Here is a 15,013-nt window from a genome sequence, read left to right as displayed (position 1 = left end):
TCTGCCTCTCAATTGATGTCGAGTTGGAGCGTCACGGACCGGCCCATCTCGGACAGCGTGACGTAAGGGGTCGGCGGCAACCGATAAACGCGCGTGCCGTCGGCGGCAGACATGCTTTGATCGAATGCCGTCTGAATGTCGTAGTTCGTGCGAACGAACATCGCGTCGCCGTACTGCCAAACCTGCGTGCGTGCCGGTACGTCGCCATGCGCTGTCACGCGCTTCGCGCCACTCGGCGGAATGCCGTCGAGGAATCCCTGCATCGTGTCGTCGTACAGCGCGATACGACCGGCTCCGAGGAACGGGGCTTGTGCGTTCGGACCACGGCCGGGCACACGCAGATCGAGGCGATAGTCGACAACGCGGCTCTTCTCTTTCGAATCGGGCTCGCCGGTGGCGAGCTTGACCACGACCGGCGTCGCCATGCCCTGAAGGAAGACGGTCACATTACCGTCTTCATAGGCCGATAACGCCGAGATCACGACGGACGGCGTGCCTTGCAACCATTCGACATCGAAGTAGCGGGCATCGGAAACTCGCGGAGCAACGGCGAGCGGCCACGGCGCGCCCGTCGAATCCACGAACACCAGCGTCGTCTGCTCGCCGGGCAGCACGCGCGCGATCGGGAGCGCGGCACCGGGCGAGAGGTCGACCGAGATGCTGCTGATCCGGGGCACGGTCCTGACAGGGTGATAAGCCTTTGCCTTGCGCGAGTCATCGAGCTGCTGACGCAGCTTGACGATCTCGCCGTTGCTGAAGGGCGAAACGACCTGCTCGGCGCGTTCGTAATTGCTCGGAGGCGCGAGCGGGGGCATCGGCGCGACGCCATTCTGAGGTACTGCTCCCGCCGGATACTGCTGCGGGTAGCCCTGCGGGGCTTGTCCGGCCACAGCATAATTCGCCGCTCCATAGTTGGTTTGCGGGAACGCAGCCTGAATTTGCTGCTGCGAGCTCATCGGCGCTTGACCAGGCGGCGGCGGAAATGCGCCGGCCGGTGCGCCCGCATTGACCCACTGCGGGGCTTGCGCTTGTTGCGGCTGCTGCGGTGCCGGTGCAGGCGCTGCGACACCTTGCGCGGCCGGTGCCGCGCTTTGCTGCTGCGCCGGTTGGGGTTGAGGCTGTTGCGCGTTTTGAGCCATCGCCGGAGCGAGTGTGCTGGCCGCCAACGGTGCAACGAGCAAAAGGGCGAGTCGTTTCATCGTTCGAGTCCTCAAAGCGGCTTCGTCACCAGTTGGCCGACGCCGATGCCTTCAATGGAGTCGAGCGTGGAAACTCGCTCGATCCGAACCGTTGCGAGGAAGCGCTGCGCAGGAAGCTCAGACGTCTGCCCCGACAGCTTGACCTCGATCGGCATCTCGACGTACCACACGTAGACGCCGTTCTCGACGCCCTCCTTTGTGAGAACGCCAGTGCCGGCAGTGATCGACATGTTCATGCGGCGATCGCGCACGGTCGCCAAGACGCCCGAGGCTTGCAGCGATGCGATGAACGACTTGAAGCCGTCGCGCGTGTAATTGCCGCGGATGTCCTCGAGCTGTTGACGCCAGTTGAGGAAGTCCATCGTGAACGAACGGTTCATCGTGTCCTTCGCGTACTGGATCACGTCGGCCGCTTTGCGATACGGCTGCGACATCGGAATCAGCGGGAAGATGCGGCCGTTGTCGGAGGCGAAATACTGGCGGTCCGGGTTGAACGCACGCCAACCGAGCGCACCATTCGCGACGACACTGATCAGAAGCGCTGTCGCGAGAATGAAGTTCAGCTTGACAGACGAGCCTGCAATGAATTGCAGGTGCTTGCGGTCCTTCTCCATCCGCACCGCCGGCTCAACCGCATCGGCTGTTTGATGAAGTTGAGCGGCGAGCTCCGCGAGTTGCTCGCTCGCCGCATTCGGCTCTGCTGCATCGGACACGGCCTGGTCTCTCGAGGGAAGCGGGCCGGCAGCTACGGCCCGTTCCTGGTTTGCTTCGTTCAGTGCGGTCATCGAACCACCTCCTTTTTTCCGTATTATAACCATGATGCAAAAAACGACAAGAGCGCGCAAGCCTGACTGTCGGGGTTTTTGGTTTCATCAGTCGATGTAATTGTTAATTCCCATGCAGGATTGAATACGGAACGGAAGCAAGCGCTTCTGAGGCGCCCTTTGGGCTCGTATATCGCCGACGTTTTCCGGCCGATTTCGTATATCGCCGACACTTGAGGGCGTCACCGATTGCCCGCTAAGCCTCGAAAAACAAGGGGAAGAGGTGGATTTAGGACGAGAGAGCGGTACAGGAGGGGAGATGCGACAGGCTCGTACATCGCCGACAAGGGTCGTACATCGCCGACAATGTGGATAAGCCTCTGGACAGGCTGTTGAAGCGCTCGTATATCGCCGACGGATAGCCTCGGATATCAGCGACAAATGACTCGTATAACGCCGACGGCCATTTCGTACATCAGCGACATGCGCAACGCGCAGAGCCTTGTCGCGCAAGGCGTTTGAGGAGTTTTCCACAGCGCTAACACGCGCGCGGCTGTTAACCCTCCTTTTTTTACAAAACATAGTAGTAACGCGGCAGAGGCCTCCGCCTCTTGGGGGGCGCAAGCGCCCCCCGCCGGCTCGCTACGCGCGCTCAAGCGCGCTCCGCCCCGGCCGCGCTACGCGCGTCCTTCCCGCCCGGCATCCCCCCAACAAGTGGCGCGGCACAGCCGCGCAGGTTGACCAAGGCCGCGGCGAACAAGGCTTCCACGCGGCAGGCAAGCCTGCCGTGAAGCACCTCCGCGCCGCGGCCAAAAGCATTCAATAAAAAGGGAGGGCGACCTTGACCCCGCCGCTTCCAATCCTTGCACCGTCATCGCAGAACGACCGTCTCACTTCGAACAGCAAAAAACCATCATCTCGATCCTTCAGGCTCCGCCTTTACAAAGTAGCGACAAGCGAAGGCCGCCGTCGGCGGCCACCCACCCATCCCCCCGCCCTTCCCGCCCTGCGGGAAGGGAGCGAGTCGCCCTCTGTCGTCAAGGGTGCGGGGGAGATGAACCTTTCCCCCACACCCTCGACTGGAGCGTCTGCACCGGCACGCCAGCCCGTCAAGGGCCGCTGCGCTGTCGTCCTCACCCGTTCGGTGCTCGACCTGGCCTGCGGCCAGCTCTGCGCTCCGCTGCGGCTTCCGGGCGTCCCCTTGACCGCCTGACATGCCGAACCCCCCAGCCAAATATTTACGCAATTACGTATTTACGTATGTACGTAATCAGACTATAATAGATCCCATGCAGTGACGGCCACGCCTCACCGCATCCCGGCCGGAACCACTGGCGGCTACCAGTCCCCGGCCTACCTCCCAACCGTCTAGGAGCACTGCGATGAGCGAACAATTCGGCTTCGATTTTGGCGACGCTGCCGCGCGGGCGTTTGCGCTGGATGAGCCCGGAACTTGGCTTGATCCGGAATACACCGTCGAGCAGTATCGTGCGATGTTTGCGAAGGGAACTGATGCGGTCCAGCGCATCGCTGGTCCGGCGCGGCCGCTGTTCGCGCGTGGCCTCGCTCTCGCCGGCGACGAACTCGAGAAGATGGTCGAACGCTGCGACGAGGGCGACGAACCGCGCCATCTCTGGCGCGTGACGTGCAAGCCAACGGACGACGAGTTCGACGCATTCGTCGCTCACTGCCGGGCGATGGTCGGGTCGGTTTTCGACGGGATCGAATACAAGGTTCGGGACGAAGATGGATGCGTGGCGACGGCCGCGATGTACGTGCGCGACGTCGGCACGCTGATCGCGTGGCGATGGTCCGAGACCAATCGCGCCATCGACTTCCAGCCGTGGCGCGACTCGTTTTTCTTGGACAGCTACCGCGACAGGATTCACGCGATCGAAGCCCCCTATTCGACGTGGGGACATGCTTACTGCGCCGACAAACTCGCGAACTCCAACGACGGAATCGCCAGCGTGCCGACCTTCGTGGTGAATGGTCGGGAATACATCAACGACGGCGGTTTCAGCCGCGGCTCCTATCGCGAATGCGAGGGCTGGTCGTTCACCGCGTTCTCTGACTGGCAAGGTGCGACGTTCAGCTATCGCAGCCAGTGCCGAGCGTGGGACAACGGTAGTCTCGAACGCGGCGATCGGCGCGGTCTCGTGGTTCGCGTCCGTGGCCAGCTTTGCGTGCTGGACGGTGCCGTGAAGGTCTACGATACGCAGGCGACCGACGCTGTTTGGCAGGCGGCCGACGCCGACGATGTGGAGACGGACGACGAAACCGACATCGGCGAAGAAGAGGAAACGCTGGAGGAAGAAATTGCCGCCTGAACGTGGCAATTAGGATAATCCGCCAAAATATGGCAAATTAATTAACGCGAAATGAGCGAAGCCCGGTTGGCGGCTACCAAACCGGGCTTCTACCAGAGCAAAGGCCCGTCTAGGAGCGCGTCCGCTTAGGATACCCATCATGATAGCTGTTCCATCCATTGACCTCAAGCAAGGCCACGTTGCCCGCTGGGAGTCAGCTACCGGGTTCTACGAGCTGCGGCTGTTCCGCGATCTCTTTGGTTATCCTGTCGCTCTTCGCACATGGGGCCAGAAAGACGGTACGCGCATTCGGACGCTCCAGACAGTTCTGGAGACGGATGACCGATGCGCACCGCTCTTTCGACTCGTGATTAGGCGCATGCGTGGACGTCCGTACACGCTTTGTAAGATCAGTTGAAGATGGAAGGACCGGAGGCCGGATCAATGGCAGCAACACCAGTACCCGTCAGGGGGCAACACAAACCGTACACGCAGACGGAGCTATTTGCGGCGAACATGCTTGAGTGGCCGGTCAAGGACGACCTGGCCAGCATGGAGTTCCCGCTATTCTCCCTGTCGAAACGACGCGACACGACCGTGCGCGAATACGTCAGCCCGTCGACTCAGAAGCGCGTCAAGGTAATTCCGTCCGTGCTGGGCGCCGCCACTGTCTTCGACAAGGATTTGCTGCTCTATATGGGCTCGCAGATCATTGAAGCCCGACAAGCGGGATTGCCGATTTCTCGCACGGTGAAGATCGATACCTATGCGTTTCTGACCGGCACCGAGCGAGATCCGGGCGGCAAAGCCTATGACAACATGCTCGACATGCTACGTCGTCTGAAAGGCACGACGATCGAGACGAACATCGCGACAGGCGGCGAAGAGGAGACGAGAGGTTTTGGCTGGATCGAGGACTACACCATTACTCGGCGGACCAAGAACGGGAAGGGTGTCCTCGAGGTCGTCGTCATCGTCGCGGAATGGCTGTACAAGGCATTCCTGCACTACGAGGTGCTGACCATCGACCGCCGCTACTTTCTGTTGTCGCAACCGCTCGAGCGTCGGCTGTACGAGCTGGCTCGCAAGCACGCCGGCGACAAGGCCATCTGGAAATGCGACATCGAGATCATGCGGCAGAAAAGCGGCTCGATCCAGTCGCTGCGACATTTCCGGGCCGACGTCCGAGACATCATCAAGCGCGATGCCCTGCCCGATTACCGTGTCGCGCTGGACAGCAGCAAGAAGCCCCACCGGATCGTGTTCTACTCGCGCGACAGCAGGGCGTTGACGAAGGAGCTGCAGCGTATCGACGGGTTCACTTGGTTTGAGCAGCTCGAGCGGCAGGGCAACCTAATGGCCGACGACTAACGGAACGGGGTCGTACTTCGCCGACACGCGCTGTCGGTGCCCGCAGTGACTGTTGTTCCAGCGTGCTGTAATCGGGACGTTCCGGCCCGTGGCCGCTGCTCTACCCTCCCGCCTACATCAACAATTCGACGGCACGGAAGGCTTTTTCGAGCCTTTTGCCTATCTTCCTAAGTGTCGTATATCGCCGACCTTTCGGCTTAGTGTACGTACATACGTAAGTATGTGGTAATGCACCCATCCCCCCCGCTCTTCCCGCCCTGCGGGAAGGGAGCGAGTCGCCCTCTGTCGTCAAGGGTGCGGGGGAGAGAACCCTTCCCCCACACCCTTTCCTGAAGCGTCTATCCCGGCACGCCAGCCCGTCAAGGGCCGCTGCGCTGCCGTCCTCACCCGTTCGGTGCTCGACCTGGCCTGCGGCCAGCTCTGCGCTCCGCTGCGGCTTCCGGGCGTCCCCTTGACCGCCTGACATGCCTCAACACCCATCCAAATATTTACGCAATTACGCAATTACGTATGTACGTAAGTATGGCAATATAGCTATACCCTTTCCTGCGCGGAGATCTCGATGGCAAATATGAAGTATTTCCACGGCGATCGCCAGCTTGTGGCCGTTACGAGCATGTCGAACACTGAATTCGCGCTGCGGTTTCCTGGCGTGGTCGGCCGCCGGTACGACGGCTATCACATGTGGGTCGGATCTCCCGCCGACGCACGTGACCAAGTGCTGCCGGTCGAGCGGGTGATCGAGTACAAATCGAACCCTAGCCGGCATGAATGTGACGCTCGCTGCCTCAACGCGACGGGCCGGATCATGCGCTGCGAGTGCTCATGCGGCGGGAAAAACCACGGAAGAGGCTCACGACGTTAATACGCAATTACGTATTTACGTATGTATGTATGTACGCTATACTAGGTTGGTGCTGCCGATGTCGGCGGCACCGGCGAACGCCCGGCGGCTACCGGGTTTTGCCGACGACCATCCGTCTAGGAGCATGACCATGAAGCAACCGATGCGACCGTCCGAATCGGACGCGATCGAGAAGCTGGAGGCCGAGATCGAGCGGCTCAAGGCTTCGCAGAAAATGATGCGCGCCGCGAACACTGCCCTGCGCAAGGGCGATGACAACGCCTTGCGGGCGCTGGGGTTCTCCGAGGAACACATTGGCGAGCTCAAGACCAAGGATTTCGCCGGGCGCGTCGGCTTCCCTCAATCCGCTCTGCGCAACAACAACGCCGACATCCGCCGGCTCAAGAAGCGTATCGCTGAAGTCCAAACGAGGGAGGCATGCGATGCTGACCGTTGACCTGAAAATGTCGTGGGCCAGTGTGCTGCCCGTTCTCCTCGCTGGCTATGCCGAGGGGACGGCCGAAGGGCGGTCGATGGCCGTCGAGCAGTTCAAGAAGATGGCCGAGGCCGCTGATTTTGCGCACGAGTTGGCCGATGCGCTCGAGATGGTCATGACCGTCTTTGAGCGCTCGACGCCGACGGCGGGCAACTGGATGGAAGTTCAGCACGCCAAGAAGCTGCTGAATCGCCTCCCTACCCGCGAGATCTCGCAGGAAGACTAACCCGATAATGCCGTACTTACGTATGTAAATACGGCATTATGTAGCTCGCACGAGGGAGTCATGGAACGCGAATACCGGGTTTTCTATCGGACCCCGCAATCGTTCGACGAAAAGGCGCATACCGTTCGACTCGCTATAGGAGACGGCGCCGACGAGAACACCGTCGAGTTGTTGCTGCTTGCTCAGGCGAAGCATGAGATTGCTGCGAAGGTCGGCCGACCGCCGGACCAGGTGCATATCAACGGCTTCAGTTTGCTTTCGGACTGCCATTAAGGCATAATTACGTAATTACATACGCATGTATGTACGGATAAGGAGAAACCCATGAAATACGCGGTTGTGAATACCAAGGGTGGCGTAGGCAAAACGACGACGGCTGTTCACCTGGCGACGCATCTCGCCAGTTCGGAGCCTACCCTACTGATCGACGGCGACCCGCAGGAGACGGCGGCAACATGGGCGGCATGGCGACGTGACAGCGAGGCGGTGAAAGGCAAGCCGTCGCCGACGACGACATGCCTGCGCGGCAAGGCCATTTTCGATGAGGGCAAGCAACTGTCGAAGGGGTTCGCACACACGGTCGTGGACGCCGGCGGTCGCGACGCGCCGGGGCTCCGCAATGCGCTGCTGCTGGCCGATTTGGCGATCGTCCCGGTCGGCGCGTCCGGCTTCGACGCGGCTGCGATGACGGATCTACTCGAGGTCGTCGACTTGGCCAAGGATTACAACCCCGAGCTGCGCGTGAAGATCCTGCTTACGCGCATCGATCCCCGGACCAAGGACGGGAAGGAAATGCTCGAATTTCTGCAGGAAAACAAACTCGACGTGCTCAATGCCCGCGTGTGTGAGCGCGTGGCGTTCCGCCGCGCTACCAGCGAGGGCTGCACGGTTGAGGAAATTGGCAAGGATAGCCAAGCCGTGGCCGAAATGGTCGCGTTCTACCAAGAGGTGAAAGCATGAAGAGAAAGCCTTCTCTAGAGGAATTCCGTGGCGGCGGCAGCGAAGGTGCGGTCGAATCTCAATCGACGGCGCCGGGCACTGCCGCGGCTACGGTCCCGGCAGTGCCCGAGCGGACCAACAAGACCATTCGTATCCGCAAGACCTTCGAGACGAAGCTGAAGGAGGATGCGTTTCACCGTACGCAAGCAGAGGGTCGTCGGGTCACGGAATCCGACATCATCGACGAGGCGCTCGAGTTCTATTGGGCACACAAGAAGTAATTACGTATGTACGCACGCATGTACATACGTAATTTGAACCGAATAGGGCGAACGGGATGGAGAAGAATATTGCCTTTGGCTCGCTGTCGATCATCTCGATGATTGGAGCCGTTTCGGCTGCGGAATCGGACCATGCAGACACGTATGAACCGCCGATCCGGTGGAGGGTAGAGAAGGCGCAGTGTACGTAATTACGTATGTACCCGGACATTCAGTAAAGGCCGCCCACGGGCGGCTTTTTCATACCTACGGGCAGCAGAGCGGGGCAGGGCCGCCGTCGGCGGCCACCCACCCATCCCCCCGCCCTTCCCGCCCTGCGGGAAGGGAGCGAGTCGCCCTCTGTCGTCAAGGGTGCGGGGGAGATGAACCTTTCCCCCACACCCTCGACTGGAGCGTCTGCACCGGCACGCCAGCCCGTCAAGGGCCGCTGCGCTGTCGTCCTCACCCGTTCGGTGCTCGACCTGGCCTGCGGCCAGCTCTGCGCTCCGCTGCGGCTTCCGGGCGTCCCCTTGACCGCCTGACATGCCGAACCCCCCAGCCAAATATTTACGCAATTACGTATTTACGTATGTACGTAATCAGACTATAATAGATCCCATGCAGTGACGGCCACGCCTCACCGCATCCCGGCCGGAACCACTGGCGGCTACCAGTCCCCGGCCTACCTCCCAACCGTCTAGGAGCAACACATGCAAACCGAGATCAGGAAGTTCAAGCGCCACATTACCGGCGAGGAACTCATTGCCGCCTGCGATCGCGAGGGCTTTCCGTGTCAGTCGCGCAAGTACCTCGAAGAGGGAAGCGATCACATCCGCTTTGGCTTCGAGCACGGCGGCGTCTACGTGACCGCCCTCTACAACACGGTGAGTGGTCGCGCATTCGGCGAATACGAGCTGCCCAAGCGTACACGCCCGCTTGGCGACAAGGGTGTCGAGTTCAGCACCGACGACAAACTGGACGGGACGCCTTGGTTCGACGCGCTGCTGTCGTTCCTCTATGTCGCCTGATCAACGACTACTGCTACAGGAGGAAGACATGGCTGAACGCCACTTTCGCAAGAACAGCACAACGTTCAATTGCCGTTCGTGCGGCCGACTTACGCGCGATATCGCGGGAACGAATCAGCAATTGTGCCCGCAGTGCGACGCATGGACCATGATCGAGAACTCGATTCTCGACGAAGACCTTGCCGGCCCCGACCTGGCCGAAGCCGAAGCTCGCATCGCCAAACTGAAGGCCGAAGCCGTGGCCAAGGGCGGGCGGTTCAACTGACTAACCGCTCCCGCTACGGTTGGCAGGTGGCTCAGACAATATGGAGAGGGGCGATATGAAAACGGCTTACGAACTGCTGCTCGACGCGCCTGACGCACAAGTGAAGCGTTGTCAGCTCGCATGGAAAGCCATTGCGGCCGGCGACTGGCAAGACGCAGCTCATTTCTTGCGCAACGCGGCGGGGGAAGAGGGGGCAACGCCGTGGGCCGCTGAGGCGCGAGCCCTCGCAGACGCGTGTCAGGGTAAGGCGAACCCGAGTTTTGACCTCAATACCTTGCGCCGCGCAACGGACAAGTACCTTGAGTTTCGCCGCGCCGAGTACAACCACAATGGCGCAATCCATCAGGTTGCGCTGTACTTCCGCGACGAGCTCGGCCTGAACCTAGTCGACGCGACGCAACTGGCACGTGACGCGGCCGAAGACGCCTAAGCCGCCGCCGGCGGCCGCACCCACCCATCCCCCGCCTTCCCGCCCTGCGGGAAGGAGCGAGTCGCCCTCTGTCGTCAAGGGTGCGGGGGAGATGAACCTTTCCCCCACACCCTCGACTGGAGCGTCTATCCCGGCACGCCAGCCCGTCAAGGGCCGCTGCGCTGCCGTCCTCACCCGTTCGGTGCTCGACCTGGCCTGCGGCCAGCTCTGCGCTCCGCTGCGGCTTCCGGGCGTCCCCTTGACCGTCTGCCATGCCTCAACACCCATCCAAATGTTTACGCAATTACGTATTTACGTATGTACGTATGTAAGCTATACTAGGTCCATGCAGTAGAGCCAACCGGAAGGAGAGCGACGATGCAAGTACGAACCCTCGCGCAAGCGATCGCATTCGGAGAAGTGGCCGCGGAATACCAGCAGTTGCGCCGCGAGTATCCGACGATTCGCGCACTGACGATCAAGCGCTATATCCACGACGATGAAGGGCTCACGCTAGAGCAGTTCGAGTGCGCCACGGAACGCGGCCACAAGTGGAGTTACAGCGGGTCGGCCTACGGCGGCGACGACGACAGCTATTTCGGCGAGGGTCGGTGCTATTGCTGCCACTGCGGAGCCGACGGCGACGCCTGACATTGCTCGCTGGGAGTCGGCGGCTACCGGCTTCCAGCGGGATCTTCCACATCCGTCTAGGAGCATTCATGGTTACGATCACACGCGCCGAGTATGACCGCGTTCACGCCGATTTCCGAGGTGTTTGGACGACTGAGCGCACCGACATTCCCGGCTGGGAGAGCATCCGTCATCAGTATCTCGGCAAGCGCACGCTCGTTCGCGACAACGCGTTGCTGATCGAGGGCTTGTCGATGACGATTGTGGAAGAGGGCGCGGCACAATGAGAGCGATCGACCTGTTCTCCGGCGCCGGTGGTTTCACTGAGGGTGCGGTCATGGCCGGTTGCAGTGTCGTATGGGCCGGCAATCATTGGCCGCTGGCGTGCGAATATCACGCACGTAACCATCCCGAAACCGAGCACGCCTGTCAGGATCTGCAGCAGGCGGACTGGCGTACGGTGCCGACGCACGACCTCATGCTCGCAGCTCCCGCCTGTCAGGGGCACAGCCCCGCTCGAGGGAAGGAAAAGGCGCATCACGATGCACTGCGGTCGACGGCATGGGCCGTCGTCGCTTGCGCCGAATATCACCGCTCACCCTTCATTGTTGTGGAAAACGTTCCCGCCTTTGAGCGCTGGGCGCTCTATCCAGCGTGGCGTGATGCGATGCGCCTGCTCGGCTACGCGATCGCGTCGTACATCATCGATGCGGCGGACCACGGCGTTCCGCAGCACCGCAAAAGGCTGTTCCTGGTCTGCACCAGGTCGGCCGCACCCATCGGCCTCGAGCTTCCCCTGCGGGACCACAGGCCCATTCGCGACGTCATCGAGTGGGATGCGCCGGGCTGGAGCAGGATCGACAAGCCGGGGCGCAGCGCTAACACACTGGCCCGGATCGCAGCCGGACGCCGCGCCTTCGGCGACCGCTTCGTCGCGCCGTACTACGGCAACGGTTCCGGCCTTACCGGCCGCTCAATCGACCGCCCGATCGGCACGATAACCACGGTAGACCGCTGGGCCATCATCGACGGCGACCGTATGCGGATGCTCCACCCGAGGGAAGCGAAACGCGCGTGCGGATTTCGGCCGACGTTCGCCTTGCCGTTGAACCGGCGCAGCGCCATGCACCTGCTGGGCAATGCCGTCATGCCTCCGGCCGCCGCCGACCTTCTGCGCGCGCTTCGCCGAGCCGCATGAATTCATGTACACATTTTTTGTTCATTGAGTAGTAATAATAGTAGTGTTATTATTATTCCTACCACTAAACCGACGCGGACCCCGTGAGGCACGTATGAATCAGGAACTGAAAGACCGCATTTTCGCTGCCGCCGACGATCTGTACGCCGAAAACGGCGAGTTTCCGAACGTCGACGCAGTGCGTCAGCGCGCGCGCGCCGGCATGAACTATGTGGTCGAGGCATTGAAGGAGTGGCGGCAGAAGCAGCGGATGCTCGTGCAGAGCGTGCGTGAGCCGCTTCCCGCCGAGTTGCATGACGCGATGACGGGGTTCGGTAACCACATATGGGAAGTCGCGCAGCGGCTGGCCAACGATGCCCTAGAATCGGCGCGGGCCGCGTTCGAGGCCGAAAAGAGCGACTTGGCGCGCCTGTCGGCCGAGCAGTCGGATGCGTACGAAGCCCTTGCGGCCGAGCACGAACGCACGGTCGAGGAGTTCACCCGCCTGCAGGGTAGGGCCGCGCAGCTCGAGGAGGAGCGGTCCGCCTTGGGCGAGCAACTGCGCACGGCCCAGCAGGAGGCGCACGTGGCCGCCACCGAGACTCGCGAAAAGGCGGCGCTCGTCGACCGTCTTGAGAAAGACCTCGAGCGGGCGCGAACCGACGTCGACGGCGTTCGCGCCGAGCTGACTGCCTCGCGACGCGAGCTCGCCGACGAGCGCGAGAAGGCATCGAAAGCCGAGGCGAAGCACGGTGCGGAGAAGGAAGCCGCGCGGCGTGAGATCGATGAGTTGCGCCGTCGCGACAAGGAGCTGGCGCAGGAACTCGCTAACTCGCAGCGGGCGGCTACGAAGGCCGAGGCCGAGCGCGACAAGCTGTCCGAGCAGTTGGCCGATGTGCGCAAACGTACCGCCGACGAGATCCACCGTGCGCTGGAGAAGGTTCAGCAACGCGAGGCAGAGGCGGCACAGGCGCGTAAGGAGGCGAGAGCGGCCGGTGAGCAGCTCGCGCGCACGTCGGGCGAACTCGATGCCGCCAAGGCTCAAGTGGTCGACCTGCGCACGATCATCAAGGATCTGTCGCCCACGAAGCGGACGCCGAAGGCATGACGAATCCGCCCGCGCGACTTACCATCTACCAGCAGCTTCTCTCCGAACTTGCGGAGCTCGACAAGCGGATCGAGCAGGCACGGGCGCGCGAGCGTGTCCACGCGATCGAGACCATCCACGGCCTGATGGACACTTACGGCATCAAGCACAAGGATCTCGTCGGCAGAAACGGCCGCCGCGGCGCCTACCAAGTGAACGCGTTGCCCGCTCGCTATCGCGACCCGGCCACAGGGCAAGAGTGGTGCGGCCGTGGAAACGTGCCGCGATGGATTCGCGAGCAAGACCGCACCCGATTTCTCATCGACTGACCTTGTACCGCCATGTCTGAAGACGTTCAGCGCCTCAACTACAGCACACACGCGCTCGAGCAATTCGAGCGGCTGATCCCGACTATCCGCCGCGACATGCCGGGCATGCGCGCAGGCTACGAGGCCGTCGCGCACCTCCTGCGTATCGGCGTCAAGTACCTGCTGCCCAACTGCGCCGATCTCATCGACGTCAGCGAGCTCCGGCAGGTTCACATCGACAGCATGCGGCTACCGCATCCCGTCGCCGCGCTGGAAGCGCCGTGGGTGTTGCCCGACGGCGAAGGCGGCGACAAGGGTATCCTGCGCTGCCCGAAGCGCATCGCCTTGTGCGTCGAGCTCGACGAGGATGTCGCGGCGCTTCTGCCCGGTACTGAGCACTTGCTGAGCGAACCGGACGGCGGGGTGTGCGTCATTCCGATCTACTGGACCGACGCCGATCAATGGCAACTCGCGCCAGGCGGTGCCTTTGTGCCGCATTCCAACGAACTCAGCGCCTACGTGCCCGAACAGGCCGACGAGCGTACCCGCTTGCTCAACGAGCCCCTACGCGAGGCCGGGCTGTCCGCTCGCAAGATGCGTCAGTTTCAGGTCTCGCCCTTTGTCATCCTGCCCGAGCGGTACGAATTCGACGTTCAGCAACTCGGTTCGCTCCGGGCCGTCCACTCTGAGACCTTGGCCAACGCTCGCGACGAGATCCAGGCCCTGATCCAGACCGGATGTGTCGTCAACTGCGCGAACATCGAAGCGCCGACACTGGAAGCCCCGGCGAAGCTGAACAAAAAGCGGGAGCAAAACGGCAAGGTGCCGTTTTTCGACTATCGGGTGCTGGCCGTGCGGCCGAGCAATGCCGCCGATGGTCGCGGCAAGGGAGGGCAGCACGCCAGCCCGAAGGCGCACATCCGGCGTGGGCACATTCGCCGGCTCGAACACAAAACCGTATGGGTGTCGGATACGCTCGTCAATGCAGGCTCTGCGCGCGGCGTCGTCGTCAAGGACTATGCCGTCCGTCCGCTGAAACCCTGAGCCAAACCTTAGAGCACCTTCCAAACCGCCACTACAGGCCACAGAAAGGCCGCTGACGCGGCAAGCAAGCCGAGGCAGGCGGCAAGCAGCCCGAGCCGCCTCCCGGCCTTCAGGTCGTCTCTCGCGCGCCACGCAGCGCCGATCGCCGCCGCTGCGCCACCGGCCGCGGCGAGCCACCCCGCCGGCGTGCGCGCCAACGCCCCCAAGATCGCTACCAACGGACCGTCGCCCGGCGCAGGACCTGCCCAATAGGGAAGGCGTCCACTGCCCAGCACGAAGCCCACGAACACGCACAGCGACCCGAATGCCGCGAAGGCGAACCATGCCCATCCCCACGACAGCCACCGCGACGCGTCGACGAGGCGCACAGCAACCCGCTCGCTCGTCTTGCTTACCGCGTCGGCGAGCGTTCCGAGCGCCTTCTTCGTCTCCGCATCAGCGATCGCCGCCATTGTCGCCCGCTGTTCGTCGAGGATCTTGCCGACCTGATCGGAGATCATCCCCGGATACTTCCGATATAGCGTGTCGTAGGACTCCAGCGCCATCAACACGAGCCAAAGCGCATCGTTATCGCGAATGTTGAGCGCGTTCTTCACGCGATACAGGCTTTGAATCTCCTTCTCGGAAGGCTGCCGCCCCAGCAGCTTCTCGAAGCTC

20 protein-coding genes are annotated in these 15,013 nt (G+C 62.1%); 17 read left to right on the top strand and 3 right to left on the bottom strand.

The genetic code is table 11. From position 1 onward, the window contains the following. Window positions 1-8 precede the first annotated feature (8 nt). Window positions 9-1,199, bottom strand: a complete 1,191-nt coding sequence (locus tag CJU94_RS39685; RefSeq protein WP_007183098.1) for a DotH/IcmK family type IV secretion protein — start codon at window positions 1,197-1,199, stop codon at window positions 9-11. An 11-nt stretch (window positions 1,200-1,210) separates the two neighbouring features. Continuing rightward, a complete protein-coding gene (locus tag CJU94_RS39680) occupies window positions 1,211-2,044 on the bottom strand; it encodes a DotI/IcmL/TraM family protein (RefSeq protein WP_244221231.1) in 834 nt (277 codons plus the stop codon). A 1,301-nt stretch (window positions 2,045-3,345) separates the two neighbouring features. On the opposite strand from CJU94_RS39680, the gene CJU94_RS39675 reads away from it, so the two are divergent. The 17 genes from CJU94_RS39675 to CJU94_RS39585 all read left to right on the top strand — a co-directional run bounded on the left by CJU94_RS39675 (window position 3,346) and on the right by CJU94_RS39585 (window position 14,356). Further along, window positions 3,346-4,293 (top strand): hypothetical protein, encoded by a 948-nt coding sequence (locus CJU94_RS39675; RefSeq protein ID WP_095423934.1) that lies wholly within the window; start codon window positions 3,346-3,348, stop codon window positions 4,291-4,293. A gap of 423 nt (window positions 4,294-4,716) precedes the next feature. Beyond that, the gene (locus CJU94_RS39665) at window positions 4,717-5,643 is read left to right on the top strand and encodes a replication initiator protein A (RefSeq protein WP_007183094.1); all 927 of its coding nucleotides are present in this window, start codon (window positions 4,717-4,719) and stop codon (window positions 5,641-5,643) included. Between the two features lie 562 nt (window positions 5,644-6,205). After that, entirely contained in the window at window positions 6,206-6,508 is a 303-nt protein-coding gene (locus tag CJU94_RS39660) for a hypothetical protein (RefSeq protein WP_084170445.1), read from the top strand. Window positions 6,509-6,638: 130 nt separating this feature from the next. After that, window positions 6,639-6,944, top strand: coding sequence for a hypothetical protein (locus CJU94_RS39655; RefSeq protein ID WP_051059081.1), 306 nt, complete (start codon window positions 6,639-6,641; stop codon window positions 6,942-6,944). After that, window positions 6,931-7,209: a hypothetical protein gene (locus tag CJU94_RS39650; RefSeq protein WP_007183092.1), complete on the top strand. Its 279-nt coding sequence runs from the start codon at window positions 6,931-6,933 to the stop codon at window positions 7,207-7,209. The genes CJU94_RS39655 and CJU94_RS39650 overlap by 14 nt, the downstream gene beginning before the upstream one ends. Before the next feature lie 60 nt (window positions 7,210-7,269). Then, a complete protein-coding gene (locus CJU94_RS39645) occupies window positions 7,270-7,482 on the top strand; it encodes a hypothetical protein (RefSeq protein WP_007183091.1) in 213 nt (70 codons plus the stop codon). Between the two features lie 51 nt (window positions 7,483-7,533). Next, entirely contained in the window at window positions 7,534-8,169 is a 636-nt protein-coding gene (locus CJU94_RS39640; protein WP_007183090.1) for a ParA family protein, read from the top strand. After that, the gene (locus tag CJU94_RS39635; RefSeq protein ID WP_007183089.1) at window positions 8,166-8,429 is read left to right on the top strand and encodes a hypothetical protein; all 264 of its coding nucleotides are present in this window, start codon (window positions 8,166-8,168) and stop codon (window positions 8,427-8,429) included. Before CJU94_RS39640 ends, CJU94_RS39635 begins: the two co-directional genes overlap by 4 nt. Window positions 8,430-9,118: 689 nt before the next feature. Further along, window positions 9,119-9,436 (top strand): hypothetical protein, encoded by a 318-nt coding sequence (locus tag CJU94_RS39625; protein ID WP_028229650.1) that lies wholly within the window; start codon window positions 9,119-9,121, stop codon window positions 9,434-9,436. Window positions 9,437-9,464: 28 nt separating this feature from the next. Next, a complete protein-coding gene (locus CJU94_RS39620) occupies window positions 9,465-9,701 on the top strand; it encodes a hypothetical protein (RefSeq protein ID WP_007183086.1) in 237 nt (78 codons plus the stop codon). A 55-nt stretch (window positions 9,702-9,756) separates the two neighbouring features. After that, on the top strand, window positions 9,757-10,131 hold the full coding sequence (locus tag CJU94_RS42160) for a hypothetical protein (protein WP_007183085.1): 375 nt from the start codon (window positions 9,757-9,759) through the stop codon (window positions 10,129-10,131). Between the two features lie 357 nt (window positions 10,132-10,488). Continuing rightward, window positions 10,489-10,761 (top strand): hypothetical protein, encoded by a 273-nt coding sequence (locus tag CJU94_RS39610; RefSeq protein WP_007183083.1) that lies wholly within the window; start codon window positions 10,489-10,491, stop codon window positions 10,759-10,761. Between the two features lie 68 nt (window positions 10,762-10,829). Then, on the top strand, window positions 10,830-11,027 hold the full coding sequence (locus CJU94_RS39605; RefSeq protein WP_007183082.1) for a hypothetical protein: 198 nt from the start codon (window positions 10,830-10,832) through the stop codon (window positions 11,025-11,027). Beyond that, entirely contained in the window at window positions 11,024-11,938 is a 915-nt protein-coding gene (locus CJU94_RS39600) for a DNA cytosine methyltransferase (RefSeq protein ID WP_007183081.1), read from the top strand. The genes CJU94_RS39605 and CJU94_RS39600 overlap by 4 nt, the downstream gene beginning before the upstream one ends. 94 nt (window positions 11,939-12,032) lie before the next feature. Next, a complete protein-coding gene (locus CJU94_RS39595) occupies window positions 12,033-13,025 on the top strand; it encodes a DNA-binding protein (RefSeq protein WP_007183080.1) in 993 nt (330 codons plus the stop codon). Further along, window positions 13,022-13,333, top strand: a complete 312-nt coding sequence (locus CJU94_RS39590) for an H-NS histone family protein (protein ID WP_007183079.1) — start codon at window positions 13,022-13,024, stop codon at window positions 13,331-13,333. The genes CJU94_RS39595 and CJU94_RS39590 overlap by 4 nt, the downstream gene beginning before the upstream one ends. A 12-nt stretch (window positions 13,334-13,345) precedes the next feature. Next, a complete protein-coding gene (locus CJU94_RS39585; protein ID WP_007183078.1) occupies window positions 13,346-14,356 on the top strand; it encodes an AcrVA2 family anti-CRISPR protein in 1,011 nt (336 codons plus the stop codon). 8 nt (window positions 14,357-14,364) lie between these two features. On the opposite strand, the gene CJU94_RS39580 is transcribed toward CJU94_RS39585, so the two are convergent. Beyond that, a partial coding sequence (locus tag CJU94_RS39580) for a hypothetical protein (RefSeq protein WP_157763921.1) occupies window positions 14,365-15,013 on the bottom strand: 649 nt, incomplete at its 5' end.

The organism is Paraburkholderia aromaticivorans (assembly GCF_002278075.1).
GTDB lineage: Bacteria > Pseudomonadota > Gammaproteobacteria > Burkholderiales > Burkholderiaceae > Paraburkholderia > Paraburkholderia aromaticivorans.
This window is presented reverse-complemented; position numbering and strand designations above follow the sequence as displayed.